22 protein-coding genes and 1 pseudogene are annotated in these 25,977 nt (G+C 43.5%); 12 read left to right on the top strand and 11 right to left on the bottom strand.

Features of this window, described 5'->3' with window-relative positions:
- Window positions 1–101: 101 nt before the first annotated feature.
- The 5 genes from OCV52_RS09430 to OCV52_RS09410 all read left to right on the top strand — a co-directional run bounded on the left by OCV52_RS09430 (window position 102) and on the right by OCV52_RS09410 (window position 7,907).
- The gene (locus OCV52_RS09430; RefSeq protein ID WP_137407486.1) at window positions 102–1,457 is read left to right on the top strand and encodes a cache domain-containing protein; all 1,356 of its coding nucleotides are present in this window, start codon (window positions 102–104) and stop codon (window positions 1,455–1,457) included.
- Window positions 1,450–2,088 (top strand): response regulator transcription factor, encoded by a 639-nt coding sequence (locus OCV52_RS09425; RefSeq protein ID WP_048659561.1) that lies wholly within the window; start codon window positions 1,450–1,452, stop codon window positions 2,086–2,088. The genes OCV52_RS09430 and OCV52_RS09425 overlap by 8 nt, the downstream gene beginning before the upstream one ends.
- Window positions 2,089–2,257: 169 nt before the next feature.
- Window positions 2,258–3,856 (top strand): BCCT family transporter, encoded by a 1,599-nt coding sequence (locus OCV52_RS09420; protein WP_137407487.1) that lies wholly within the window; start codon window positions 2,258–2,260, stop codon window positions 3,854–3,856.
- Window positions 3,857–4,127: 271 nt separating this feature from the next.
- The gene (locus OCV52_RS09415) at window positions 4,128–5,699 is read left to right on the top strand and encodes a BCCT family transporter (protein WP_102432399.1); all 1,572 of its coding nucleotides are present in this window, start codon (window positions 4,128–4,130) and stop codon (window positions 5,697–5,699) included.
- 324 nt (window positions 5,700–6,023) lie between these two features.
- Window positions 6,024–7,907, top strand: a complete 1,884-nt coding sequence (locus OCV52_RS09410) for a methyl-accepting chemotaxis protein (RefSeq protein ID WP_137407488.1) — start codon at window positions 6,024–6,026, stop codon at window positions 7,905–7,907.
- A gap of 85 nt (window positions 7,908–7,992) precedes the next feature.
- Here OCV52_RS09410 and OCV52_RS09405 read toward each other — a convergent pair whose 3' ends face one another.
- The 3 genes from OCV52_RS09405 to OCV52_RS09395 form a co-directional block, all read right to left on the bottom strand.
- A complete protein-coding gene (locus OCV52_RS09405; protein WP_137407489.1) occupies window positions 7,993–9,405 on the bottom strand; it encodes a hypothetical protein in 1,413 nt (470 codons plus the stop codon).
- Between the two features lie 197 nt (window positions 9,406–9,602).
- Window positions 9,603–10,220 carry a redoxin family protein gene (locus tag OCV52_RS09400; protein WP_102426552.1) on the bottom strand — a complete coding sequence of 206 codons (618 nt, stop codon included), beginning with the start codon at window positions 10,218–10,220 and terminating at the stop codon, window positions 9,603–9,605.
- A 153-nt stretch (window positions 10,221–10,373) separates the two neighbouring features.
- Window positions 10,374–11,279 carry a transcriptional regulator gene (locus tag OCV52_RS09395; protein ID WP_137407490.1) on the bottom strand — a complete coding sequence of 302 codons (906 nt, stop codon included), beginning with the start codon at window positions 11,277–11,279 and terminating at the stop codon, window positions 10,374–10,376.
- 260 nt (window positions 11,280–11,539) lie between these two features.
- Between OCV52_RS09395 and OCV52_RS09390 the strand changes: the two genes are divergently transcribed.
- A complete protein-coding gene (locus tag OCV52_RS09390; RefSeq protein ID WP_102425849.1) occupies window positions 11,540–11,830 on the top strand; it encodes a hypothetical protein in 291 nt (96 codons plus the stop codon).
- Window positions 11,831–11,839: 9 nt separating this feature from the next.
- Window positions 11,840–12,697 carry an EAL domain-containing protein gene (locus tag OCV52_RS09385; protein ID WP_137407491.1) on the top strand — a complete coding sequence of 286 codons (858 nt, stop codon included), beginning with the start codon at window positions 11,840–11,842 and terminating at the stop codon, window positions 12,695–12,697.
- A 212-nt stretch (window positions 12,698–12,909) separates the two neighbouring features.
- Here OCV52_RS09385 and OCV52_RS09380 read toward each other — a convergent pair whose 3' ends face one another.
- The 6 genes from OCV52_RS09380 to trxB form a co-directional block, all read right to left on the bottom strand.
- Window positions 12,910–13,278 carry a hypothetical protein gene (locus tag OCV52_RS09380; protein WP_102426289.1) on the bottom strand — a complete coding sequence of 123 codons (369 nt, stop codon included), beginning with the start codon at window positions 13,276–13,278 and terminating at the stop codon, window positions 12,910–12,912.
- A gap of 85 nt (window positions 13,279–13,363) precedes the next feature.
- The gene (locus OCV52_RS09375) at window positions 13,364–13,537 is read right to left on the bottom strand and encodes a hypothetical protein (protein ID WP_240700675.1); all 174 of its coding nucleotides are present in this window, start codon (window positions 13,535–13,537) and stop codon (window positions 13,364–13,366) included.
- 21 nt (window positions 13,538–13,558) lie between these two features.
- Window positions 13,559–13,939 carry a nucleoside 2-deoxyribosyltransferase gene (locus tag OCV52_RS09370; protein ID WP_240700676.1) on the bottom strand — a complete coding sequence of 127 codons (381 nt, stop codon included), beginning with the start codon at window positions 13,937–13,939 and terminating at the stop codon, window positions 13,559–13,561.
- Window positions 13,940–14,272: 333 nt separating this feature from the next.
- Window positions 14,273–15,994 (bottom strand): heme ABC transporter ATP-binding protein/permease CydC, encoded by a 1,722-nt coding sequence (gene cydC / locus OCV52_RS09365; RefSeq protein WP_137407492.1) that lies wholly within the window; start codon window positions 15,992–15,994, stop codon window positions 14,273–14,275.
- Window positions 15,987–17,771: a heme ABC transporter permease/ATP-binding protein CydD gene (cydD, locus tag OCV52_RS09360; RefSeq protein WP_137407493.1), complete on the bottom strand. Its 1,785-nt coding sequence runs from the start codon at window positions 17,769–17,771 to the stop codon at window positions 15,987–15,989. The genes cydC and cydD overlap by 8 nt, the downstream gene beginning before the upstream one ends.
- A 161-nt stretch (window positions 17,772–17,932) precedes the next feature.
- Window positions 17,933–18,892 carry a thioredoxin-disulfide reductase gene (trxB, locus tag OCV52_RS09355; protein ID WP_008223323.1) on the bottom strand — a complete coding sequence of 320 codons (960 nt, stop codon included), beginning with the start codon at window positions 18,890–18,892 and terminating at the stop codon, window positions 17,933–17,935.
- A gap of 215 nt (window positions 18,893–19,107) precedes the next feature.
- Between trxB and OCV52_RS09350 the strand changes: the two genes are divergently transcribed.
- Together OCV52_RS09350 and OCV52_RS09345 are read left to right on the top strand one after the other, a co-directional pair.
- Window positions 19,108–19,533, top strand: coding sequence for an SRPBCC family protein (locus OCV52_RS09350; RefSeq protein ID WP_233090575.1), 426 nt, complete (start codon window positions 19,108–19,110; stop codon window positions 19,531–19,533).
- On the top strand, window positions 19,526–19,960 hold the full coding sequence (locus OCV52_RS09345; protein ID WP_137407495.1) for a MarR family winged helix-turn-helix transcriptional regulator: 435 nt from the start codon (window positions 19,526–19,528) through the stop codon (window positions 19,958–19,960). The genes OCV52_RS09350 and OCV52_RS09345 overlap by 8 nt, the downstream gene beginning before the upstream one ends.
- A 171-nt stretch (window positions 19,961–20,131) precedes the next feature.
- Here the strand turns inward: OCV52_RS09345 and OCV52_RS09340 are convergent, their stop codons facing one another.
- Together OCV52_RS09340 and OCV52_RS09335 are read right to left on the bottom strand one after the other, a co-directional pair.
- A complete protein-coding gene (locus tag OCV52_RS09340; RefSeq protein ID WP_137409203.1) occupies window positions 20,132–21,340 on the bottom strand; it encodes an IS256 family transposase in 1,209 nt (402 codons plus the stop codon).
- 54 nt (window positions 21,341–21,394) lie between these two features.
- Window positions 21,395–21,718, bottom strand: a complete 324-nt coding sequence (locus OCV52_RS09335) for an Ldh family oxidoreductase (RefSeq protein WP_137408598.1) — start codon at window positions 21,716–21,718, stop codon at window positions 21,395–21,397.
- A 263-nt stretch (window positions 21,719–21,981) separates the two neighbouring features.
- On the opposite strand from OCV52_RS09335, the pseudogene OCV52_RS09330 reads away from it, so the two are divergent.
- From OCV52_RS09330 to OCV52_RS09320, 3 genes and pseudogenes are all read left to right on the top strand, one after another.
- Window positions 21,982–23,205, top strand: a pseudogene (locus OCV52_RS09330) (ISL3 family transposase).
- Between the two features lie 764 nt (window positions 23,206–23,969).
- On the top strand, window positions 23,970–24,626 hold the full coding sequence (locus OCV52_RS09325; protein WP_102424225.1) for a 2OG-Fe dioxygenase family protein: 657 nt from the start codon (window positions 23,970–23,972) through the stop codon (window positions 24,624–24,626).
- Window positions 24,610–25,845 carry a cysteine desulfurase-like protein gene (locus tag OCV52_RS09320; protein ID WP_137408597.1) on the top strand — a complete coding sequence of 412 codons (1,236 nt, stop codon included), beginning with the start codon at window positions 24,610–24,612 and terminating at the stop codon, window positions 25,843–25,845. The genes OCV52_RS09325 and OCV52_RS09320 overlap by 17 nt, the downstream gene beginning before the upstream one ends.
- Window positions 25,846–25,977 lie beyond the last annotated feature (132 nt).

The following is a 25,977-nucleotide window of genomic DNA, read 5'->3' as shown; positions in this document are numbered from 1 at the left end:
ACGCCAAGAATGTGAATGATATGTTTCAAGGGTTAACGATAAATTGCTAAAATAAAACGGCTTATTGATGTTCAGTAAGCCGTTTTTTGTGAGGAAAAGGAATGCCTCTAAAAGCCAAATTGATTTTGCTGACGCTGCTCCCGTTGCTATTGGTAACGGCGAGTATTAGTTGGATCTCGTTACACCAAACCAAAACGTTGGGCGCGAAAGAGGTCGAAATCTTCAGAGACAGCTTAATCAAGTCACGTGAAAACGCCCTCAAGGACACAGTAGACCTAGCATTCGATGCCATTGAGCACATCTACAACGACCCTGACATCCAAGAAGCCCAAGCCAAAACGGAAGTTCGAGCCATATTGTCTAAACTTAGATACGGGTCGGACGGGTATTTCTTTGCCTACGATCGCCACGGAACCAATTTAGTTCATCCGATTCAGCCTGAATTGATTGGTCAAAACTTACTTGAACTGCAAGACGAGGATGGTGACTTTCTGATAGAAGCCCTGCTAAGAGAGGCACAAACGGGCGGAGGATTTCACCAGTATTTATGGCAAAAGCCATCGACGGGTGAGGTGGTGTCTAAGTTGAGTTACGCCGCTTGGCTAGAACGCTGGGATTGGATGATTGGCACCGGTTTGTATATTGAAGATGTGCACCAAGAAGTGGCTTCAATGCAGGCTGAGATAAACAAGAATATTGAAACCACGTTCTTTTCTATTGTGGTGATTTTGAGTGTGACGGTGGCGGTTATTATCGTGCTTACCTTAGCCATCAACATGCATGAACATCGTATTGCCGATAACAACCTCAAAGAACTGGCGCATAAGACGGTGATGTTCCAAGAAGACGAGAAGAAACATCTAGCACGTGAGTTACATGATGGTATTAACCAATTATTAGTGTCGAGTCGTTGTCACTTAGAGCTACTCGGTAATAAGCTACAGAGTGAGGACCTTAAAGCACATTTGAATAAGTCACAGCATTCACTGATGCGAGCGATTGAAGAGGTGAGGCACATTTCACATCAACTTCGCCCAAGTTCACTGGATGACATAGGCTTAGAAGCGGCATTGTCTTCGTTGTTATTAGATTTTCAGGCGCACTCCGGTATTGAGGTGGAAACTTTATTTAGCACTCAACCGGGTAAGTTAAAATCAGAAGCCGCAACGACCTTGTATCGAGTGGTGCAAGAGTCATTGAACAACATAGAGAAACACGCGCAAGCGACCAAGGTAACGGTTATCGCTCAGCAAATTGGCAACGTGTTGCAACTGCTTATCCAAGATAACGGTGTTGGTTTCAATACCTATAAAGCGATGGAGAAACGAGGGATCGGACTGCGTAACATGAGAGAGCGAGTGGAGTTCATCGGCGGTGATTTTGAGTTGATGAGTGAGACTGGTTTCGGAACGGAAATTACAGTGTTACTGACACTAGAAGGATTAGTGAATGAGTGAAGTTATTCGAGTTGTGATTGCTGACGATCACCAAGTCGTACTGGATGGCTTTATGGCGAGATTAGAACTCGAGCCTGATATTAGCGTGATAGGCACAGCCAGTAATGGATTAGAAGCGGTTGAGACAGTGAAAACGCTGCGCCCTGATGTGGTGCTGATGGATATTAGCATGCCTATCATGAATGGTATTGATGCGACCCACCTGATTAAAGAAGAAGACCCTGAAGCCAAGGTGTTGATGCTGACCATGCATAACAACCGTGAATACATCATGAAGGTGATGCAGTCTGGTGCGGTCGGCTATATGTTGAAAGAGATTTCGGCTGAAAAAATGGTGCAGGCAATCAAAACCGTCAATCAAGGTTCGACCTATTTCTGTGAAAAAGTAACGCAGAATTTGTTTACTCAGCCAATTACTCCGACGCAATCTGTGAAGAATCCATTGAGCAGACGTGAAGAAGCGGTATTGAAATTAGTCGCGAAAGGGGAGAGCAGTAAAGAGGTCGCGAAGGCACTGAATATCAGCTATCGAACGGTCGAAACCCATAGACAAAATATTAAGCATAAGCTAGATATTCACTCTACAGCAGAGCTTGCTAAGTACGCGGTCAGTTCCGGGCTTGTGGACTGATCTTACGCTAAATTACATTAAATGTGTAATTTAATTACTAAACGTGTAATTTAGGCCTCCTTTGTGGAGGTTTTTTTAGTATTTTTGCGACAGGTTGATATTCTTCTTTTCGAAATTCAAGCGCCGAATGCAATGTTGCAAACAGTGCGCTGCAAATTAGAGAGGAAGCATGGAGCCTGTAAAAGATAGGTATAGTATTGAAAATACCGATTATACAGTAGGACAAGATAACGTTCAGAAATGGGGGTTCGATGTTCATAACCCAGTATTTGGAATCAGTGCAGGAGCGATCATTATCTTCCTGTTGGCACTTCTAGTTGCAGACCCTGATACCGCAAAAGCGGCGCTTGATGGAATCAAATGGAAAGTCATCTGTAACTTCGATGGTTTCTTCATGTGGGCAGCAAACATCTTCGTTATTTTCTGTTTTGCCCTCATTGTCTCCCCGTATGGCAAGATACCTATTGGTGGCAATGATGCCAAAGCAGAGCACTCCAACCTATCTTGGATGTCGATGTTATTCGCCGCGGGAATGGGTATTGGTTTGATGTTCTGGGGTGTGGCTGAGCCAGTGGCTTACTTCACGGGTTGGTATGAAACGCCATTAGGTGTCGAAGCATATTCACCTGAAGCCGCTAAATTAGCGCTAGGCGCAACCATTTATAACTGGGGCTTACACGGCTGGGCTATCTATGCTGTTGTTGCTCTGGCACTTGCTTTCTTCACCTTCAATAAAGGTTTACCTTTATCAATCCGCTCTATTTTCTACCCTATCTTAGGTGATAGAACTTGGGGTTGGTTTGGTCATATTGTTGATATCGTTGCTGTGCTTGCAACACTGTTTGGTCTTGCAACTTCATTGGGCTTAGGTGCTCAGCAAGCAACAAGTGGTATTAACCATGTATTTGGTACCGATGGCGGTATTGGTATGCAACTGGTTGTTATCGCAGTGGTCACTTTCTTAGCGACAATGTCGGTTGTTCGTGGCATCAATGGCGGCGTAAAGGTGCTAAGTAATGTGAATATGTTGGTCGCTTTAGGCTTGCTGATTTTCGTGACGATTGCTGGTGGCATTGCTGGTATTAAAGCTATCCCAACGGCGCTGATGGGTTACGTCGAAAACTTTATTCCTCTAAGTAATCCCCATGGTCGTGATGATGAATCGTGGATGCAAGGTTGGACGGTATTCTACTGGGCGTGGTGGATGTCTTGGTCTCCATTCGTAGGTATGTTTATCGCTCGTATTTCTAAAGGTCGTACGATTCGTGAATTCATCGTCGCGGTACTGTTCATCCCAACGACAGTGATCATTATCTGGATGGCGATTTTTGGCGGCATCGCGATAGACCAAGTGGCGAACAAGGTGGGGGAAATTGGTGTGAATGGTCTGCAAGATATTACACTTTCTCTTTTCCATACTTACGATGCGCTGCCAATGAGCTCTGTGCTTTCTGTAGTATCGATTAGTTTGATCATGGTGTTCTTTATCACCTCATCTGATTCTGGCTCGCTTGTTATCGATAGCATCACCTCGGGCGGTAAAGTCGATGCGCCAGTACCACAACGTGTATTTTGGGCGTTGATGGGCGGTGCAATTGCAGCGGTTCTACTGTGGGTTGGTGGCACGGAATCTATTCAAGCACTACAAGCTGGAACGGTCTCTATGGCGCTGCCATTTGCATTCATATTATTGCTTATGTGCCTAAGCTTATTGCTTGGTTTACGAACTGAAAATCAATTGGTTAAGCACCAAAATGCTTTGAGTTAAAAGTATTATTGAAACAACGGCCGACTTGTTCGGCCTTTTTTTCGCCAGCAATTTGAGTAATTACGTGAATATTGGATCAAAACCCATCGAACTGATTCAGGTTTACTGAAAACAATAAGTTAACCTGCTAAACTTCAGACATCCAAGTATTTGAATTATTGTGACAATAACTTGTACTACTTGGATTGTATGTTCGAGTTTGTAATTAAGTCACAGGTAAGTAAGGGATACGAGGTCAATAGACCTTATGAGTATTCCGTAGAGAGGGATAATGACTAAAGGTATAGATAAATACAGTATCGACAGTACGGATTACACTGTTGGTCAAGATAACGTCCAAAAATGGGGTTTTGATGTTCATAACCCAGTATTTGGTATCAGTGCGGGACTTATCGCTTTGTTCCTGATCGGTGTTCTTATTACAGATACCGCTTCGGCAAAGGCTGCACTAGATGGCGTTAAAGGCCAGATTATCAATTCGTTTGATTGGCTTTTCATCTGGTCGGGTAATATTTTCGTAATTTTCTGCTTAGGTTTGATTGTTTCTCCGTACGGCAAAATCCGCCTTGGTGGTGTTGATGCGACGGCAGATTATTCTTTTATGTCTTGGCTATCGATGCTGTTTGCCGCAGGTATGGGTATCGGCTTGATGTTCTGGAGTGTGGCAGAGCCAGCAGCATATTACACCGGTTTGTATGAGACTCCGTTAGGTGTTGAAGCGAATACACCAGAAGCGGCTAAGCTAGCACTAGGTGCAACCATGTATCACTGGGGACTGCACCCTTGGGCGATTTATGGTGTAGTGGCATTGTCACTGGCTTTCTTCTCTTACAACAAGGGATTACCTCTTTCAATTCGTTCTATCTTTTACCCAATCTTAGGCGATAGAGCTTGGGGCTGGGCAGGTCACATTGTTGATATTCTTGCAGTGCTTGCAACCCTATTCGGTTTGGCGACATCACTTGGCCTGGGTGCACAACAAGCGGCAAGTGGTATTCAGCATGTATTCGGCATTGAAGCGGGCTTAGGGCTGCAAGTTATTGTGATTACAGCGGTGACTTTATTGGCGGTAGTATCAGTACTTCGTGGTATTGATGGTGGCGTTAAAGTTATCAGTAACATCAACATGTTGGTTGCTTTCCTACTGCTTATCTTAGTGGCTCTAATCGGCTACGCGGTGACTTTAGGTTCTATCCCAACAACATTGATGGCATACATTGAAAACATCATTCCGCTAAGTAACCCTCACGGTCGCGAAGATGAAACGTGGATGCACGGTTGGACTGTATTCTACTGGGCTTGGTGGATCTCATGGTCTCCATTCGTAGGTATGTTTATCGCACGTGTTTCTAAAGGTCGTACCGTTCGTGAGTTCATCACAGCAGTACTGATTGTACCGACTACAGTGACTATCATTTGGATGTCAGTATTCGGTGGCATGGCGATTGACCAAATCGTGAATAACGTTGGTATTCTTGGTCAAGACGGCCTAACGGATGTATCACTAGCAATGTTCCAAATGTTTGATGCACTGCCGTTCGGTACTCTGCTTTCAATCATTGCGGTTGTATTGGTTCTAGTATTCTTCATTACATCGTCTGACTCAGGCTCTCTAGTAATCGACAGCATCACCGCGGGTGGTAAAGTTGATACACCTGTGCCTCAACGTGTGTTCTGGGCGTTCCTTGAAGGTGCGATTGCAGTGGCACTATTGTGGGTTGGTGGTACTGAAGCAGTACAAGCTCTTCAAGCTGGTGCTATCTCGACGGCGCTGCCTTTCACCATCATTCTGTTATTGATGTGTGTGAGCTTGCTAATGGGTATGCGTACAGAAAAACGCTAGCTCATAAAAGCGTGAATCGACCGTGTTATAAATACAGTCGAACGATAAATAATACGAAGGCAGGTGAGGAGACTCACCTGCCTTTTTTCTATCTATTTTCATGACAGTTTCTATACATACTTCATCGTATCGGATCTGAAATATTTTGTAATAACCATATCGTTAATAGCGCCTTGAATTTGGCGTTATGCCAACTAATTGGCATAAGCTAAGGCTATGGTTTACATAAAAATATATTCCAATATTAAATAGTGAAATCGCTCGAATTTAATACTGATATTGGGTAGTATGCGCGGGATTTCCCACCACTCGTGAAACTTTGACATGAAACTAACACTAAAACAGAAGTTAATAGGTGCTAGCCTATCTGCTGTTATAGTTATGGCAACAGCGTTGACCTGGCTATCAGCAAACCAACTATTTGAACAGACTCGTAATGGCGTATACCTACGAGCTGAAAGCGTATCAGAAGCAGCATCTGAAGGTATTAAAAACTGGATTGGTATTCGCACGGATATCGCATCAGCATTTAATGACTTTTCACGAGAAAGCGATGTTGTTCCTTTCCTAAAGCAAGCTCGCGTAGCGGGTGGTTTTGACGATATCTTTTTAGGTACACCAGAAGGTGGCATGTACCGTTCACACCCTGAACGTAATCGTGCAGATTACGATCCACGTCAACGCCCTTGGTACCAAGAAGCAAATGCAGCAGGTAAGCAGATCATTACTACGGCTTACCAAGATGCAATCACTAAAGCACTACTAGTAACCATCGCAGAACCAGTTCGTCACAATGGTCAACTTGTTGGTGTGGTAGGTGCTGACGTACTTATCGATCAATTGGTTAATGACGTTATCAGCCTAGATGTGGGTGACAATGCTCACGCAATGCTAATCGATGCGTCTGACGGCACATTCCTAGCGCACCCAGATTCAGCACTAAGCCTGAAGCCAGTAAGCCAGCTTTCTAATGACATCTCTATGCCTATTATCGAGAACGCAGTGCGTACTGGTAGCATCGAGATCATTAAAGAACGTGGCGCTGAGAAGCTGCTTTACTTCACGAAAGTACCAAACACTAACTGGATCTTCGCGGTTCAGATGGACCGAGCGACTGAAGAAGCAAACCACTCAACACTACTTACTCAGCTTATTATGACTGCTGTAGTGATCACGCTTATCGTGATCGTACTGGCTTCTTGGTTGGTGAGTTTCCTATTCCGCGACCTAAACCGAGTTTCTGCGGCACTTGAAGAGATCGCTTCAGGTGAAGGTGACCTTACTCAGCGTCTTGAGCCAAAGAGCGACGACGAAATTGGTCAGCTTGCACAAAACTTCAACCGTTTTGTGGGCAACATGCACACAATGGTGATCAAGCTAAGTGAAGTGTCTGCTGCATTGGGTAACCAAGCGCGCCAAACTGCATCACAAGCGGAAGAGCGTAGCGCTCGCATCCAGATGCAACAAGACGAAATCAACATGGTTGCAACGGCTGTTAACGAAATGGCAGCGGCAACACAAGAGATCGCGGGTAACGCAGACCACACGGCACAGAACTCATCTGAAGCGGTTGGTGCGTGTGAGCACGGTACTGGTCAAGTAACACAGACTCAAAGTTCAATCCAAAACCTTGCTCAAGAAGTTCAGATTGCGACGAACGTAATCCTAGAGCTTGAAGAACACGGTAATAGCATCAACGCTATCTTGTCTAACATTCAAGGCATCGCTGAACAGACAAACCTACTTGCACTTAACGCAGCGATTGAAGCAGCTCGTGCAGGTGAGCAAGGTCGTGGCTTTGCGGTTGTTGCTGATGAAGTTCGTGTTCTGAGCCAACGTACACACGGTTCAACACAAGAGATTCAACAGACTATCGAATTGCTACAAGGTACAACAGGCAAAGCGGTTAGCATCATGAATGACAGCCGTACTCTGGCTGAAACCAGTGTTGATGACGCAAACTCAGCGGCTGCAAGCCTAACGCAAATTCATGCTGCTGTTGAACGTATCAGCGACATGGCGACACAGATTGCTTCTGCGGCAGAAGAACAAGCTTCTGTAACGTCTGAGATTACTCGTAACACTGAGGGAATCCGTGACGTGTCTAACGAGCTAGCAGACGAAGCACACCAAGCGGCAGAGCAAGCAGCTCAGCTGTCTGAACTGTCTCACGAGCTAGAGAGCGAAATCAGTCGCTTCAAGCTGTAAGCACTAAAGCGTAAATTTAAAGCCGAATGTGGTCATCACATTCGGTTTTTTTGTGCCTCTTAGTTGGAGGCTTAGGCACTGAGTGCTAGTTGTTCGGGTAACCTGGGAACTTCGCTTTTAGATTGGCGCGAGTAGGGAAGTATTTCTCCATAAACTTCACCATCGCAGGGTCGTTCTTTTGAAGCTCTGTGAATGTCGCGGAACTTAGCTCTTGAGCGCTGTAGCCTTTGTAGTTTACGTCGTAGTAAGCGTACAGAGAGTACGCTAGGTATTCTTGATCGTATGACTCAGCGTCTAGGTCAGCTTCAACAATCGTCGAGTCTTTTCCATTTGGAAAGTAAGAGCCCGCAAGAATCGCTTTTTCATTTAGCTCATCGAGTTCTTTTTGCATCACACCCCACTTTGATGAAGGTGACTGCACCGCTAAATTCATCACACCGTAGTCGTGTACAAAGTGAATGATCTCTTCAAACGCAGCGTCTCGTTGATTTGCTAAGTCCGGCTTGTTTTCGCCTGCTGTAGTATCTGTCGTTTCAGTCGCGAATAGATCTTGGAAGCGGTAGTTTTCATCTAAGTAATCGCCCGCACCTCTGTTAGCCCAATCATCATCGTAAAAGAACGCCATCGCAGCTTTGCTGTCGTAGATCGCCTTGGTCACTTCAGCTGGGAAGTTATCAAGGTAGTAGTGCATGATCTTCTTAACGTGCGCAACTTTGGCCGTGCCGTCATTCTGTGTTTTGTCTTCGATCAGTAATGGGATCTTGTAACCATGAGCTTCTACGCAACTGCGTTGCTTGATGCCATTGTTAAGCAAGTTGCCTGTTGTGTCTGAAATAACAGAACAATCACTCGTTGGTACACGAGCGAACGTCTCTGAAGCACTTTGAGCAAAGCTTGGAACAAATTGGATAGCGTTACTTAGGGTGTTACCCACGCGAACGTAAAGGTTCATCGGTCTCATCTGGTCGATATTAAACTTGTCGCCAGTGCTATCGATGATGAATTGCTTGTTGATGGTTACGGTGTCGGCTTTTTTCCAAAGAATGATGTTCTTGATGTTGTTTTCGACTTTCGCAACAGCAAGTTTTTCTGGTGTTGTGGTTGAGTTGAAGTTCTCGTAGTAAATATTAAAGTTTTCAACGTCATATGTTTTACCAGACGAGTTTGTTGCGGTTACTGTAAACGTAATGTCTGCGTCATTTTGAGTCTTATAGTTGCGCTCTGGGATACCATGAACTTGAGCAAAACCGCCGCTCGATTTTAGGTTATTACCGTACTGGGTAATATCAACGTTCACGTTTTTGTCTGCGCCATTTTTAATCGACTTTACGCTGAATTGCAGCGAGAAATTGTTGCCCAAGCTAACCACTGAGTTGGCGCTAGATGCGTCAATGACATTTTTTGAAGCACTGTTATTGTTACCGCCACCGCTTCCGCCGCCACAGGCAGTAAGCATTGTTGTAACAACAAGAGTAGGAATAATAAGTTTATTTATCATAGAGAACCAAATTATCTGCAAGCAATAAAGCTCGCATGTTACAAGAAATGGTATTTTCTCTTAGTAAGCCTTTGTAAGTTATGTATTGATAGAGCTTACAAATAATCTTTAAGTTATGTATTCGAGCTATTAATTTGCGGGAAGTAAGAAGGGTAATCAAAGTGGGCAAGCCTAAGTTGCCCACTGGTTTACTTTGCTTAGAAGTATTTTTTCGCTACTTCAACAGCTTTGTCCAAATCTGGAATCATAGTCAGCTCTGGAACTCGCTGAATATGAACGATTTTGTTGTCTTTATCGACAACGAATGTGCTACGAGCCAATAAACCAAGCTCGTTGATTTGTGTGCCTGATTCAAAACCAAAAACGTGGTCTTTGGCATCTGAAAGCAAAGTTAGGTTGTCTGTAATACCTTTCTCATTCTTGAATCGATCCAGTGCGAAAGTCGTGTCTGCACTTAGGCCGATAAATTCAATGTTATCTGTCAGTTCAGGGTTTGCTTTTACAAAGTTAGAAAGATCCTGAGCTTGTTGGTTACATACTGGTGTGTCAATCGAAGCCAGTAAACTAAAGATACGCACTTTGTCTGTTTTTGCTGTGGTATCGTACGGCTGATTTTTGTTTGTCATCAATGTCACTGAAGGCAGGTAATCACCAACAGCCAAGCTATTACCAACAAGGTTGAACGTTGTCTCGTAGTATAAAGTCAGCGTATTGTCTTTCCCTGTTGGAGCCGTTTCACTGGTTGTTAAGTAGTCCGCAGCACCAGCCGTTGTGGTTAAAATCAGTGCCGCTAGCGTGATTAGCGTTTTTTTCATGTTGAGTCTCTTGAATTATATTAGTTAAGCTCAGTTTCAAGCGCAGCGAACTCTAGCGAAATAAGATGCGGTTTGTTCAAACCAACAGATAATGAAAATCACACCGTTCGATTTTATTATAAAATATCAACGACTAAGAGAATAAGACCCTATTTAAAATGAGAGCTTACATAAGCTGAGTATCTTGGATATTTGTAATATTCTAACTTCAGAGCTGTCATTTTTTATTTTGTATGAATGCAAGTAGTTATGGGCTTTATTCTTATAAACTATCGAAAAATCGGTCTCAAAAACACCTTCGCCATTTTTAGTTACTGTTATATCAATATGCCTAGCTCTACAGTCCTTATATGAGCTTACTCGGATTATTCCCTCCATACTATCAAGGTCTAACATCCCCGTATGATCAACAAGGTTATATGAGATGTTTTCTGTGGACACCAAACGCTGGGTCATATTTTTGTTGATATTATTTGTGTTATAGCAACCTCTAATGAGTGACAAGGAGGAAATAGCCAGCATTAACATGAATAGCTTTTTAAGATAAACCAGAGTTTCGCGAGGTTTATTCGACGGCTCTTGGTTGTCGATTACTTCGACAGGTACTGAGACTTCGCTTGTTGCTCCATCTATGGCAGCAGCGGCTACTGTGTCGTCCTCCTGGGTTTCGGAAGTTAGACTGGTTTCAGTTGGTGAATGGCTTTCAGTAGGTAGATGGGCTTCTGATGACTCTTCATTGGATATTTTCTCAAGCAAATAGCCAGCTTTATTCACCGTGGTGAGCTTTGTATTTTTAATACCAATCGTTTTGAGCGACTTTCTTAACGTACTGATCGTATTGGTTAGAGATTGATCAGAGACAATGGCACCGTTCCAACATTCACTAAAAAGCTCATCTTTACTCACACATCGACCATTATGGTTATGCAAATAGAGTAAAACACGGAATGGTTTTGGCCTTAGTTTGATTAAGGTTTTATTTTCGATATTCATTATCGAACGATCGCTCAGGTTTATATGTAACTCATCATTAATTACAAGTGAATTATCATTAATCATTCTACTTCTCTCAAATTAATTATTTTTATTGTTATTACGCCTAGACCAACTTGTCGTCGATTCTATTTTTTTTCATCGCTTTGGCTATCAAAAATCAAGTTCGTTTGAAAAATGTGTGGAATGTATATTTGGTGTGTTTTTAGTGAGTTTTGAATGATGTGGTTTAGGTTGGGCGCAAGTACGATAGACGCATAATTCACGGATAGAACATCAACAGATATAGGGATTATTAATAACGTTGTTTGTTTTTGGGAGTGAAGATGAAAGTTGTATCAAAAGAAAGTGTTACACGTGTTTTAGGCAGCATTGAAGAATATAAACAGGTAGCTTGTGTTGAATCCAAAGGCTTAGATGTCATCAGCTTATTGGTTCGCTTATGTCACCTTCAGAGCAAGAAGATCTCAGAAGACGATCGACAAGTCTTAGTAGACCACATCAAGGATTTGATATCAGAAGAGCTAGCCTTTGCCCAAAAAATGGAACTGGAAGAAGCTGAAGCGATATTAATGAACTCCGTTAGCCCGCTACGCAATCCAGCACAGTCCAAGTGAGGCTAACTGATGCTTGAGTGGAACTCTGAACACCGTCGATACGAGATGTCGGTTCTTGGATTTAAAGTGCACAGTGTCTTTCAGTCGATTAATGACGCTGACCAAAATGTGTTTGGCTATGAGGCGATATGCCGAGTAGAGATGCAAGGTGCAAAGGTAAACGTTAAACGCTTCTATAAAATTCTTGAGGACTTCGGTGAGAAGTCTGAGTTTAGATTTAAGTTTTTCTTGAACATTATGCACTTGAGAAACTTTCGGAACTCGAGCATCTACGGTCGTGATCTAAAGCTGTTTCTCAATGTTACCCCATGCTTTTTTAAGTACTTTTCATACGGGAAAGACTTAAACAGCTTATATCTCCCGTTAATCAAGGAGGAGCGGGTAGACTTGAGTCAAATCGTCGTCGAAATTGTCGAGGACTATTGCCCTTTAGCTGACATAGAGAGTTTACATCGAGGTACTGAGTACCTCAGAAACATAGGTATTTCGTTCGCACTGGATGACTTTGGCTCTGGTTGGGCGGGTTATAGCCGCATGGCAGTCGTGAAGCCTGACTACCTCAAAGTGAGCCGTGATATGTTGATTGAGTTTGCTATGAGTGGTTCTCAAGACGACAACCTTTTGGAAGAACTGAACACCATTACGACGATACAAGGTATTAAGGTGATTTTTGAGGGGATTGAGAACGTGGATAACTTACGTTCTGCTGCCCAGTATGGGGCTGATTATTATCAGGGTTACCACATAGATTTCCCTAAATCTTATCCTGTAAACATGCAAGACCAAGGTGTTGCCACGCCAGATGAAAAATTCAGGCTAAACACTTATCTCAATAAGAAAACCAGAATAACGAGTAAAAGCGCTTAACTCACCAAGTGACTGAACCCGCGCTCCAAATAATCAATTTGTCGATTTCCCTTATCTGAACTACTACTCTTCGGTTCACTAACCTCTCGTGTGGGAGGTTAGCTTTTTGGCTAGTGATAGTGATAGTGATAGTGATATTGATATGAGTGAGTTGTATTTGAATTACTTCGGATTGAACGCTGGGGGAGGGCTAACATTATTCTAATAGAGGATTACAGTTCGTTTTCTGAGTTTCTTTTTGATTTTGTTTCTGAATTGCTTTCTTGGATTAACTGAATCAATTCGCTTTTGCTGTAGGTGCAATAGGCATGGAGAAACCTCTCAACCTCTTCAATTTCAACTTGGTTCACTCTGCACGATACATACCCTTCCTTCTGATCAACACCAAGCTTAATGTTGTAAAGCTGCTGTTCTCTATCCACAAAAAGACAAGTCCCTTCACTGGTACAAATACTAACGTTGGCGTTTTCGTTTGAGTTAATCGAAGACCATAAATCATCAAATGACGCTTTGATCGCATCATAGTCTTTACGTTCCGCTACTTCGTCTCTTGTAAGAGACATCATGCAAATCTCACTCATAGTTTTCCTCTCTATATTTACAAAAAATTCTCCCAGCATTGTGAGGATGCTGGGAGAATCAATGTCATTCAGTTTAGATAGCGATTTACGCAGCCTTAGCGTTGTTCTTTAGCTGTTCTAGACAACGGATGAACACACGTAGGTTACGATACACGTCTGTTTGATCATAAAACACGCCAACATTCTCTAATTCTATCGGGCCTGATACTGCGTTATCTAGCATTAGGTTATCAATTAAGCCAAAGTTTTCTAGCGTCATGCCGATGCCATCCACATAGGTTTACTCATCGATTTGCTTAGCATTTGGCAGTTGGTCTAGGTTTCGTTTTAAGAAAAGATCAGAATTGTTGCTGTAGGCAAGTACCGTTTTACCTAGCGCTTTACCAAAGCCCATCTCATAGGCTGTACCCACATCGCAGCTCGCGCCTCTGAAAGGTGTCATGTTGGCGATGACGATATCACAGCTCTCAATAAGCTCTTCATTAGCGCGGCCAATCTTTAAGCCATTTTGCTGAGGGCTAGGTTCATTCAACTCTAGAATATTGTCGAGTGGGAAAATACCTTCGAAGCCATAAGCTTCACAAATCTTCTTCTTTTGATCACCGATAGAGACAGCGTCAGTTAGAAATACTTCTGGTCCTGCTAGATAAATGCGTTTCAACGTTTAACTCCTGATTAGCAACAATGCTTGGGTTTGTGCTGATATTTTTATCTATTGGATTGTTTAAGTAATAACCGAAAGTACACGGTTTGCTAACGTGTGGTTTTGGTGTGTTTTTAGCTTTATGGTTTAAAAAACGACTCGTTGGTACTGTTTTGCTTAAGCTCATAATTTGAATATTACTTTGAGGCTGCTTTGTGGTCACTTAAGGCAAGAGTGTGACGGTGAGTAGAATGAGAAGGTGACCTACTTGAGATACAGAAAAATCGATAGGCAATAAAAAAGCCCGAGTATGAACTCGGGCTTTGAATGTTTTTGTCAATGATGAAGCGACTAGATTGCCTGACGAAGTTGGAAATAGCGTCCTTGTTCGTTCAACAGTGTCTCGTGAGAGCCATGTTCTACAATCTCACCTTGTTCAATCAGAACGATAGAATCCATCGCTTCCAGACCAATCAAACGGTGTGTAATGAAAATAACTGTCTTACCTTCAAAATGCTTCTCAAACAGTGCCATGATGCTCTGCTCAGTTTGCTTATCTAGGCCTTCGGTTGGCTCATCAAGCAGCAGGATAGGGGCATCATGAAGAATGGCACGTGCAATACCAACACGGCGCTTCTCACCACCAGACAGTTGACGACCACCGTCACCTAACCAGCTATTAAGACCATCATTCTCAAGTAGCTTTTCTAGGCCAACGTCTTTAAGGATGTTAGCTAGGTGTTCATCGTTAGCATCTGGTTTCGCAATCAACAGGTTGTCGCGTAGGCTGCCATTCAAGATGTCGACACGCTGGCTTACCACACTGATCGATTCACGTAGTTGTGACTCGTTCCATTGTGTTAGTTCAATGCCCGCGATAGAGATATAGCCTTTCTTAGGATCCCAGTAGCGAGTTAGAAGTTGAATCAGTGTCGATTTACCCGAACCCGTTTGACCTACAATCGCTACTTTGTTCGTTGCCGGGATCGTTAGATCGACAGCGTTCAGAACACTGCGCTCAGAGTCAGGATAGTTGAACGTCACGTTTGAGAACGTAATATCAAGCGGCTTGTTAATGTCTAGTTTCTCTTCCGCGAACTGAACTTCAGGTTCTGAAAGAATCACTTCATTCAAGCGACGTGCAGAAGACAAAGTCTGACCTAAATGCTGGAACGCGCCCGCGATTGGCATCAATAGTTCAAAACTTGCCATGGTTGCAAACGCCATTAACGCGATGAACGGATCTGGAGCATTACCACCCACGCCGTCAGCCGCTAGCCAAAGCATCAGAACCAACGTCAAACCGTTGAACAGCATAAGCGCTGCTGAAGCCATGCCGGTTAGGTTAGCGTTCACAAACTGGTTCGCCATCAGCTTCTGTTGGGTTTCTAGAATCGCATTACGGTAACGCTCTTCCGCACCAAATAGAGTCAGTTCGCTGTAGCCTTCAATCCAATCAAGAGTGGTAACACGCAGCTCCGCTTTGTTTTGCGTCAGCTCACCACCGTTACATTTACCCAGCTTGTAAAACAAGACAGGCCAAATCAACAGCATGATAAGCAGGATAGAACCTAAGATCAGACCTAGTGAAGTATCAAACCACATCAAGAACAGAGTCAGGAAGAAGATACCAAACACACCAACCGTCACAGGGCTTACTAAGCGCAAGTAAACGTGGTCCATGGCGTCGACATCAGCAACCAAGCGGTTCAGTAGGTCAGCGTCACGTAGGTTTGAAATACGACCTGGGATCAGCGGAGCCAGCTTCTTGAAGAAGAAGATACGTAGATCAGTCAGTAGTTTGAATGTCGCATTATGGCTTACAACACGTTCACCCCAACGACCCGCAGTACGGCTCATAGCCAAACCACGTACACCACCACCCGGTAGCATGTAGTTGAAGGTTTCACGCGCAATCGTCAGGCCTGCAACCGCAGAAGCGGAAATGAACCAACCCGATAGCGTTAACAAGCCAATAGAAGCTGACAGAGTAGCAAAAGCCAATAGCATGCCTAGCGATAGGCCAAACCAATGCTTTTTATAGAGTTTCAGGTAAGGCAGTAAATCACGCATCTAAATTACCCTTATTGTCTTGTTGAGCTAAATTCGCGTTTAGCATCTCTTCGAATAAACCACCCGCAGTCGAAAGCTGAGAGTAATGACCCTGTTCCACAAGACCACCATCGCGCATAACCATAATGTTATCGACCGATTGAAGAGGAGCCAGTTGGTGCGTCACAAGCAGGGCAGTGCGACTTTCAATGTTGCTGTTGATGCCTTTCATCACTAGCTGCTCACTACGAGTATCTAGGCTAGCAGTAGGTTCATCAAGCAACCAGAATTGGCCGTCTTGAATCATTGCGCGAGCCAGTGCCAAACGTTGAGATTGACCAACAGATAGGCCGCCAGAACGATCAGAAATCATGTAGTCCAAGCCGTGCTCATTAACGAACTCACTAGCGAAAGATTGGTCTAGTGCGTTTTGAACCGTTTGGTCTGTGATATCTTGCTTACCTAGGGTGACGTTGTCACGAATGCTGCCGTGCAGCAACAGTGGGTTTTGACCAACCCAGCTAATGGTCTTACGCCAAGATGCCAAGTCTAAATCACGCAGTTCAATACCATTGATTTTCAAGCTTCCTTCATAAGGCATGAAACCAAGAATGGCATTAATCAAACTTGTCTTACCCGCACCACTTGGGCCAACTAATGCCGTTGACTGGCGAGTATTCAGTGCGAACGAGATTGGGCCTACCAGTTGAACACCTTCAGGGCTCAATACTTTCAAATCTTGAGCTTCAATATTGATTCCTTGAGCTGGGTCCAGTTGAGTGTCACCTGATTTAACCTTAGTGATGTCGGTTTCTAGGAACTCAACAATACTCTCGGCTGCGCCTACCGCTTGTTGTTTAGCGTGGTAGAAAGTACCTAAGTCACGCAGAGGTTGGTAAAACTCTGGCGCCAAGATAAGGATAAACAGACCTGCGAATAGCGTAATGCCAACACCGTAGTGACCAAAGTTAAGCTCGCCGATGTAAGTAAAACCAAAGTAAACCGCCGTCATCGCAATCGAGATAGACGTGAAGAACTCAAGCACTGCAGACGACAAGAAAGCGATCTTCAATACATCCATTGTGCGCGTTCTGAACACCTCAGATGCACCTTTCAACACTTCTGTTTCAGAGCTAGTGCGGTCGAAAAGACGAATGGTTGTCATGGACTGCAAACGATCGTAAAAGTGACCTGAAAGACGCTGAAGCGCTTTGAAGTTTTTACGGTTTGCGTCTGCGGCTTTCATACCCACCAATGCCATGAACATCGGTACCAGTGGCGCAGTCAGCAAGAAGATAAGGCCGGCTACCCAGTTTACTGGGAATACCACAACCAAAATAATGAATGGAATCAGTACTGACAAAGACATCTGTGGCAAGTAACGTGAGAAGAAGTCTTGCATGTCTTCAACTTGTTCTAGCAACAGCGTTGCCCACGTACCGGCTGGCTTACCTTTGATGTAAGCAGGGCCCAGTTCGCGTAGCTTGTCTAGAATGAGCTGCCTAATGTAGACACGGATCTGTTCACCACAGCGATAACCTGCGATTTCACGACCCCATGTACAGCCCGCACGGCCAACGACCGAGAGTGCCAAGCCAGCAAAATGACCAACCAGTTCAGATTTATCGACATTCTCGATGATCAACTGGTGAAGAATAGAGGCGAGAAGCGCTGCTTGAGCAATTAAAAACACACTTGAAAGTACGCCAAGGCTAATCGCAATCATAAGCCAGCGTTTTGCTAACTTACTTTGTTGCTTAAGCCACTTATTCAAGCTGCGTTGTTTTTTCTTATCCATTATGAAGGCTTAATGATAATTATTATTCGTTGAGGGCGGCTAGTATACAAAAGAAAGCCCAGTGGATATACCACTGGGCTTTAGGGATTTACAACAAAATGTGATGACGCCCTGCATCTACTAAGGCGAGAGCATCGATAATCAAATCTGCAATCTCAGATTTACTTATCGTTAAGGCCATCTAGGAAGCGTTCAGCATCCAGAGCAGCCATACAACCTGTACCAGCAGAAGTGATCGCTTGGCGGTAGTTGTGGTCCATAACGTCACCTGCAGCGAATACGCCAGGGATGCTGGTTTGTGTTGCGTTACCTTCAAGACCAGATTGAACGATGATGTAGTCATCTTTCATATCTACTTGGCCTTTGAAGATTTCAGTGTTCGGTTGGTGACCGATAGCGATGAACGCACCCATTACGTCGATATCTTCTGTCTTGTCAGATTGAGTATCTTTAATGCGAACGCCTGTTACGCCCATATCGTCGCCAAGAACTTCGTCTAGCGTGCGGTCAGTGTGAAGAACAATGTTGCCGTTCTCTACTTTGTCCATTAAACGCTTAACAAGAATCTTTTCAGCGCGGAACGTGTCACGACGGTGAATCAGGTGAACTTCAGACGCGATGTTAGATAGGTAAAGAGCTTCTTCAACTGCTGTGTTACCACCACCAACAACCGCTACTTTCTGGTTGCGGTAGAAGAAACCGTCACACGTTGCACAAGCAGACACGCCGCGGCCTTTGAATGCTTCTTCAGACTCTAAACCTAGGTACTTAGCTGATGCACCTGTTGAGATGATCAACGCATCACAAGTGTACTCGCCAGAATCGCCTTTAAGACGGAAAGGGCGGTTTGATAGGTCTACTTCGTTAATGTGGTCGAACAGGATCTCTGTTTCAAAGCGCTCTGCGTGCTCTTTCATGCGATCCATCAGTGCTGGGCCTGTTAAACCTTCAGCATCACCCGGCCAGTTTTCCACTTCTGTTGTGGTTGTAAGCTGACCACCTTGCTGCATACCAGTAACCAGAACTGGGTTTAGGTTTGCACGAGCAGCGTAAACTGCAGCTGTATAGCCAGCAGGGCCAGAACCAAGAATCAATAAATTACAGTGCTTTACGTCGCTCATGAGGACTCCGAAATTGAATTTGTTTTAATTTATAATCGCTTAGGATTGTATGGAAAATATGGAGGCAATAAAAGTGTAAACAAGGGCTGAAGTGTAATTAATCGTTATAGTTTAGAACTTAATCGAGACAAACGTTTTCGTGGCTGGAAGTGATGTTGCAAATGTACCTATGATGAATTATTGTAAACTAGTTTACTAAATTGCAATCAGCTAGGATGGGAAAAGTGATTTTTGAAGAACGTATTTGTATTGAAGCATCACCTCAAGACATATATTCGCTATATGTCGATGTAGAAAACTGGAATCAATGGGATAAAGAAGTGGTCTACTCTCGTCTACTGGGGGTATTCGAGGTTGGTGTGAAAGGCGTTATAAAGCCGACTAATGGGCCTAAATCAAAGATAGTCATTACGGATGCTACACCAAATAAGAGCTTTACTGTCATGAGCAAACTGCCATTCTGCCTTCTATCATTTGAGCACCAGTTACAGGCTAAAGGAGAAATAACGGAGGTAACTCATAGGGTTAAGTTTTCGGGGTTAACCAGTTTTTTGTTTGGGAAAGTCGTAGGAAAGAAAATTTATGATGGACTACCGTCTACTCTTGAAGGATTAAAAAAAAGGGCAGAGAACAATGTTTAAGCATGAACTTCCATCGGACAGCGTAGGACTACAGCTCTGGGGGGCTTATAATAAATGGCATTCAGAGGTAATGAAACTCCTTAAGCCGTTAAACATCAACCATACTCAGTTCGTTATACTCGCTTCGATACTATGGTGTAACAAGAACAAAAACGAAACCACGCAAACAGAAGTAGTCAATATTACAGGCTTGGATAAGATGACATTATCAAAGTCGATGAAAGCGCTGGTTGCGAATGATCTTATCACCAAAGATAAAGGTGTTAGAGACTCACGAAGCTTTTCTCTGAGACTCACGAAACCTGGGGAAGCTCTAGCAATAAACGCAATAGCGCAGGTGGAAGAGTTAGACCAACTATATTTCGAAAGCTTAAAGGGCGAAAGAGGACGATTTATTTCCCTGTTAGCAGGCCTTAAGAGCCCTTGAATTAAAACTCACTATTGGACAGAAGCTTGTTAGCAATCTTGCTAAGTTAGCATAATCTTAATTAGTTGAGGTAACACGAAATCGCTTACACTCATGCGTTGTATCACCGGTATCACTGAGTAGTGAGAATCTAAAAAGACCCTGTAAATAATTCTGTGTAACTGCTCTTGGTTACAAGTATTCAGTTAATCGATCTTCGAACATAATCATAAAACGGTTTAGCGCTTGCTTCCAGTGATGAATTGGCATTGTCCACCTCTTGGAAGCATCCATAATCGCCAGGTACACCACCTTTTTGGCGGATTCATCTGTCGGGAACAGCTTACGTTTCTTGGTCGCTTTCCTGATGACGCTATTTAGTGATTCTATCGCATTGGTCGTGTAGATAGCTCTGCGGATATCTTGAGGATAGCTGAACAGAGTGTTGAGGTTATCCCAATGAGCCGTCCACGAGCGGCTGATTTGAGGGTACTTTTCATCCCATTTATCACCAAAGTGCTCTAGCGCCAACAGAGCTTCATCTTCAGTCGTAGCTTGATAGATTTCCTTTAAGTCTGCGGTAATAGTCTTGTAATCTTTCCACGGAACGTATTTCATTGAGTTTCGTACCATGTGTACGATACAGAGCTGGATTTGAGTTTTTGGATAAACGGCATTGATGGCATCAGGAAAGCCCTTGAGGCCATCAACACAAGCGATGAGGATATCATTTACACCACGATTTTGAAGTTCGGTAAGTACACTGAGCCAGAACTTCGCCCCTTCAGTTTCGGACATCCACATCCCAAGAAGTTCTTTCTGACCTTCCATATTGACACCGAGAGCAAGGTAAATGGCTTTGTTGATGACTTGCTTATTTTGGCGCACCTTCACAACAATGCAGTCTAGGTAAACGACGGGATAAACCGAATCAAGAGGGCGGGCTTGCCACTCAACAACTTGTTCTAAAACAGCATCAGTGACTTTAGATATTAGACTGGCGGAGATATCAGCATCGTACATTTCTTTGAAGGTTGCGACGATTTCTCGGGTAGTCATTCCTTTGGCATACAAGCTTAAGATCTTGTCGTCCATCGATTGGAATCGAGTTTGATGCTTACGAACGAGCTTGGGTTCAAAGGACGCGTCACGGTCACGAGGGATTTCTAGTTGGATCTCACCATCGTCAGTAATTAGGCGTTTAGATGAGTAGCCATTTCGACTGTTACTATCGTTGGTCGGTGAGTGTTTTTCGTAGCCAAGGTGATCATCAAGTTCAGCATTTAAAGCTGTCTCAACCGTCACCTTGGTTAACATTTTCCTGAAGTCATCAAGATCCGAAGGAGTCTTAATTGACTTAGCGGCTTCGCGAGCGAAGGCTTCTAAAGCTTTCTTATCCATATTGCTTATCCTTAGCCATGACTGGCTTAATTATAAGCAGATACACAATTTAAATTACAGGCTCGATGTTATTTTTTTACTTTTAGCAGATCCTTGTTGCTTAACGATTTCGTTCAAAACAGCATAACCTAGCACACCAATTGCGTCATATAGTTCTGTCATCTCGTTTATCAACAGCTGTATTGGCGATTTTTTTAGGTATTTATGTAATTGGTCGATTATCCACTTAACTCTAACCAAACCGTTAGAAGTCATACCGTGTTGCTCAGAATAAAGCAATTGCTCTGTTAATTCGCTTGCTTGTTTATCTGAAAGCTGCGCGTCAACAAATATTTTTTTGACCATGCTTTGTAATAGCTCTATGGCTATTTTCTTCATAATACCTTTCTCTTTTTTAACATTTATTTAATCTAAGTATTCTATCCATTAAATTTTTTAAAACTGAGGTTACGTTCTCATATTCAACTGGTTTAATTTTCATATGTGAAAACTTATTTTGTGAATTTAAGTTGTAACATAGCAATGTGTGACTTATGGGTATGATGTCTCTTCTCCGGTTAAATGAGTCTGAATACATACGAGGTTTATTGATAATACTCTGATTTACAATGCTTCTTTCTCTAGAAAATTAGTGGTTTACCTTGCCGTTATTATCTTCCACATTGTTTCGCTTTAAGGGGCAATGTATGAGTCTTTTTCAATAGAAGAAGCCTCTCAATCGCTATTAGTTCGTTGTCGTCGAGACAGGCGGTTTAAAGTTAAGAAGCCGATGACAGACTCTCCTTGCACCGTCGAGCACTACATTCGAAGGCGGATTCAAGATCTTCCTGTTAGTGGCCGACCATGTACGATTGAAGTAGAGTTCGCTCAGACTCCAGACCAAATCGGTAGAAGGTTGATTGAACCTACTGAATATGTTGCCAAAGGAAGTCGTTACACGGCCCGATTTTGCAAGCTCATCAGCGGTTTATGCCGCAATATGAGTATCCATGCTGTTTATCAACATTTAGGTATTCGCTGGGAAACCGCCCAGAATATCGATAGGGAGTACTTGCGAGCGAGTTTACCTTCCTTGGAGTCTGAGAAATTGACCAACCTAATGCATATTGGTGTTGATGAGGTAGCACGAGCGAAGAGGCATGACTATATGACCTAGTTTCTGGCCACCTCATTTGGGTAGATCATGATCGAAAAGCCAAAGTACTCATCTCTTCCCTAAGCGGTTATCAGTAACAACGAGAGAGGGGATTAAGGCAGTTTCAATGGATATGGGGTAAGCTTATCAATCAGCTGTTAGGAAAATGTTGCCCAACGCAGATGTCGCCTTCGACCGATTTCATGTGATGAAGAACTACTGCATGTTTATGAAAAAAGCGAGAGCAAAAGCGTTTAAGAACTACTCCCACGAGGAGAAGACAATACTCAAAGGCACGCTCTTTCTCTTACTGAAAAATGCGATCAAGTTGAATGATAAACAATCCAACAGGCTCGAAGATTTACTCGAAAGCAATAAGACCCTATGCATCATTTATATGCTGAAAGAGCAGCTACAAGCGATTTGGGATGAGCCTTGTTACAAGACAATGGTGGCTGAACTCGAAGCTTGGAGTCGTCTTGCGAAATCGACTCGAATTCTCTCATTAAGTAACATTGCTGATGCACTTCTAGAAAGGAAGGTTGGTATCTTTAACTACGCGAAATACAAATTAACTAACGCTCGAGTAGAGGCTGGAAATGTCTCCATTGGTTTGCTCAGGCGAAGAGCTTGAGGAGTAAAAGATATCGAACATTTCAACTCAAAGATCAGACAAACGTCGGTTCCAGACACCTATTCTATCTTTTACCCAAATATCAAGCTCACGTAAGCGGAGAAGAGCCCTTTTAATAGGGGAAATTATTCGGTTCGAAGTACGCAACAGCTTTTGCTCTGAATTGTTTCCGGGCATAAATATGTTAAGGAAGAGCACATCTCGTTTGTAAACATGTGCCGATTCTCTCGGAGCTAAATCCATGGTCATAGTGGATTTCCACATTCTCAACCGAAATATTCCACTTCAAACACTTTCCAGACTAAAAGAACAACCAACTTACTCCCTTAAAAGAATCAAACCATTTGGGGCGGCCGAGTTCCCCCCGAACTCGACCTGTTCCAGACGCGCAAGCAAAGGCGTGTGGATTCTGGCTTACTCATAAATTAACCAATTCCAGTTTGTTGTGTAAATAATCAATAGCTTGGCCACTGATAGGTTGGTCGTATTTCGATGTGCAAAAACATACAAATAAAGTATGTCGAAGTAGTGGGATGAGCCTAGATGCTGCGGCTGACGTATTAGTGGGTAATTGCTGACAAAATAATAAACACAGCGCGCTAGTTAATAATATCGTTAAATTTGATTTTATAGGTGTTTATAACTAGCTAGTGAAGTGTGCTAGTTTTAAGAGTTGGTCATCTTTTGTTCTGGTGTTATACACTGCTTTTTATTTTAAACTTGGTTTTACAATCTGAATTATTAATTATGACGGGATAAATGATTGTTTATTGTTGATTTGGCAAGATCTTCAAGTATCCTTTTATGTAAACAAAACGTTAAATGTCGAAAGTAAATTAACAATCATTAAGGAGTCGATGATGTTACACGCTCACGAAAACACCCTACATATTACCCATCTCAGTAACCACGCGGTTAAGGAGCTGTCACCTTCTTTCTCTAAGCTACCTAGCACAGAGCACGCAGACGGACAGTACCGATTGAGAAGGTACTCTGTGGTTGAATTCAGTAATGGACAAGTCGTTGAGCTAGACAAACATGACTTCGTCCAGTCTGAAGACATCAACCACTTCCAAGGTGATGTTGTTCGTCAATTCGAGCCAATTGAAGCACCAATTCTTAGCAGCGAAGGCATGCAAGAGATGTGTGAACTGTTTATTGAAACTAACGGGCTTGAAGATGGACAAGAAATCGAAATCCACCAAATTCGTATCGCTGCCATTTATGAAGAGACACAGGTTGCGCCAGAAGGCGTGCACCAAGATGGCTTCGACCACATTGCCCTAGTTGGCGTGAACCGTCACAACATTGTTGGTGGCGAAATCATGCTGTACCAAGATTCTCATGAAGCGCCGTTCTTTAGAAAAGTTCTTGAAAATGGTGATGTTACAATGCTTGCAGACAGTAAGCTGTGGCACAACGCACAACCAATTCGCACCATAGACCACGATGAGATGGGCTACATGGATTTGTTTGTGCTAACGGCTAAGGATGCGCGCAATGTCCTTCACTCTTAATGATGTACGTCAGCAGTTCAGTGCGTTAGGCCAATACCATGCCGGTAAGCCGGTTACCTTTTTTGATGGCCCGGGTGGCTCTCAGGTTCCTGAAAATGTTCTTGCGTCGATGACAGAATACCTTGGTCACTTTAATTCCAACTTGGGCGGTCACTACTTTTCGAGCCAGAAGACGACAGGCTTGATGCAGCAAGCGCGAGAGTCGGTGCAAGCGTTACTGAATGCTGAATCTTCTGGCAATGTTGTGTTTGGTGCCAACATGACTTCGCTGACATTTCAGCTTAGCCGAGCGATCAGCCGCGATTGGCAAGCTGGCGATGAGGTGATTGTTACCGCGCTAGATCACTACTCGAATGTATCGAGCTGGCAACAAGCAGCAGACGATAAAGGTGCGATTGTTCGTCAAGTTCGTGTTGAGGAGTCGGATTGCAGCCTAGATATGGCACACTTTGAGTCGTTACTGAACGAGAAAACCAAACTGGTTGCCGTGACGTTTGCTTCAAATACCACTGGCTCAATTGTTGATGTGGAGAAAGTCATCGAGCTTGCACACCAATACGGCGCTCAGGTTTATGTTGACGCGGTTCACTACGCTCCTCATCACTTGATCGATGTTCAACAACTGAACTGTGATTTCTTAGCGTGTTCGGCTTACAAGTTTTTTGGCCCTCATGTTGGTATTGCTTACGTGGCGCCTCAATGGCTACATACGTTAAAACCATATAAGGTTGAGCCAGCCACTAACATCGGGCCTGGTCGTTTTGAAACAGGAACACAGAGCTTTGAAGGCCTCGCGGGCGTGATTGCTGCGGTGGATTACTTGGCACAATTTGGTGAGCCAACCGACTCATTACGTTCTCGCTTAGAGCAAAGCTACGCGCTTTACAATAAGCATGAAAGCCAGTTGAGTGAGTATTTCCTAAAACGCTTGGGCGATCTAGAAGGCGCTAAACTCTACGGTAAGACAGAGTTTGATTCGAACCTAAGGACGCCAACATTCGCTATCACCTTTGATAACCACTCTCCAGAGTTCATTGCGAAGAAGCTGGGCGAGCATAATATCTGTGTGTGGAACGGACACTTCTACGCATTAGGTTTGGTGAAGCAGTTGGGTATCGAAGAGCAGGGGGTAGTGCGTATTGGTTGTATGCATTACAACTCGATTGAAGAAATTGACTTACTGTTCAACGTGCTCGAGGGCATTGTTAGAAATAACTAAAAGCGGGTTGCAGAATTAGAAAAGAGCATATTTCTCTCAAGAATATTGAGTCTGAAGTATGCTCTTTTTTTTAGCCTTATTTAGGGGGCTCGTGTAGTTGAGTCGGACAAGCTATAGATCCATCAAGCTATG

Origin of the sequence: Vibrio chagasii (assembly GCF_024347355.1) — a bacterium.
Lineage (GTDB): Bacteria > Pseudomonadota > Gammaproteobacteria > Enterobacterales > Vibrionaceae > Vibrio > Vibrio chagasii.
The sequence above is the reverse complement of the archived record's forward strand: the minus strand, read 5'-3'. Positions and strand labels throughout refer to the sequence as shown.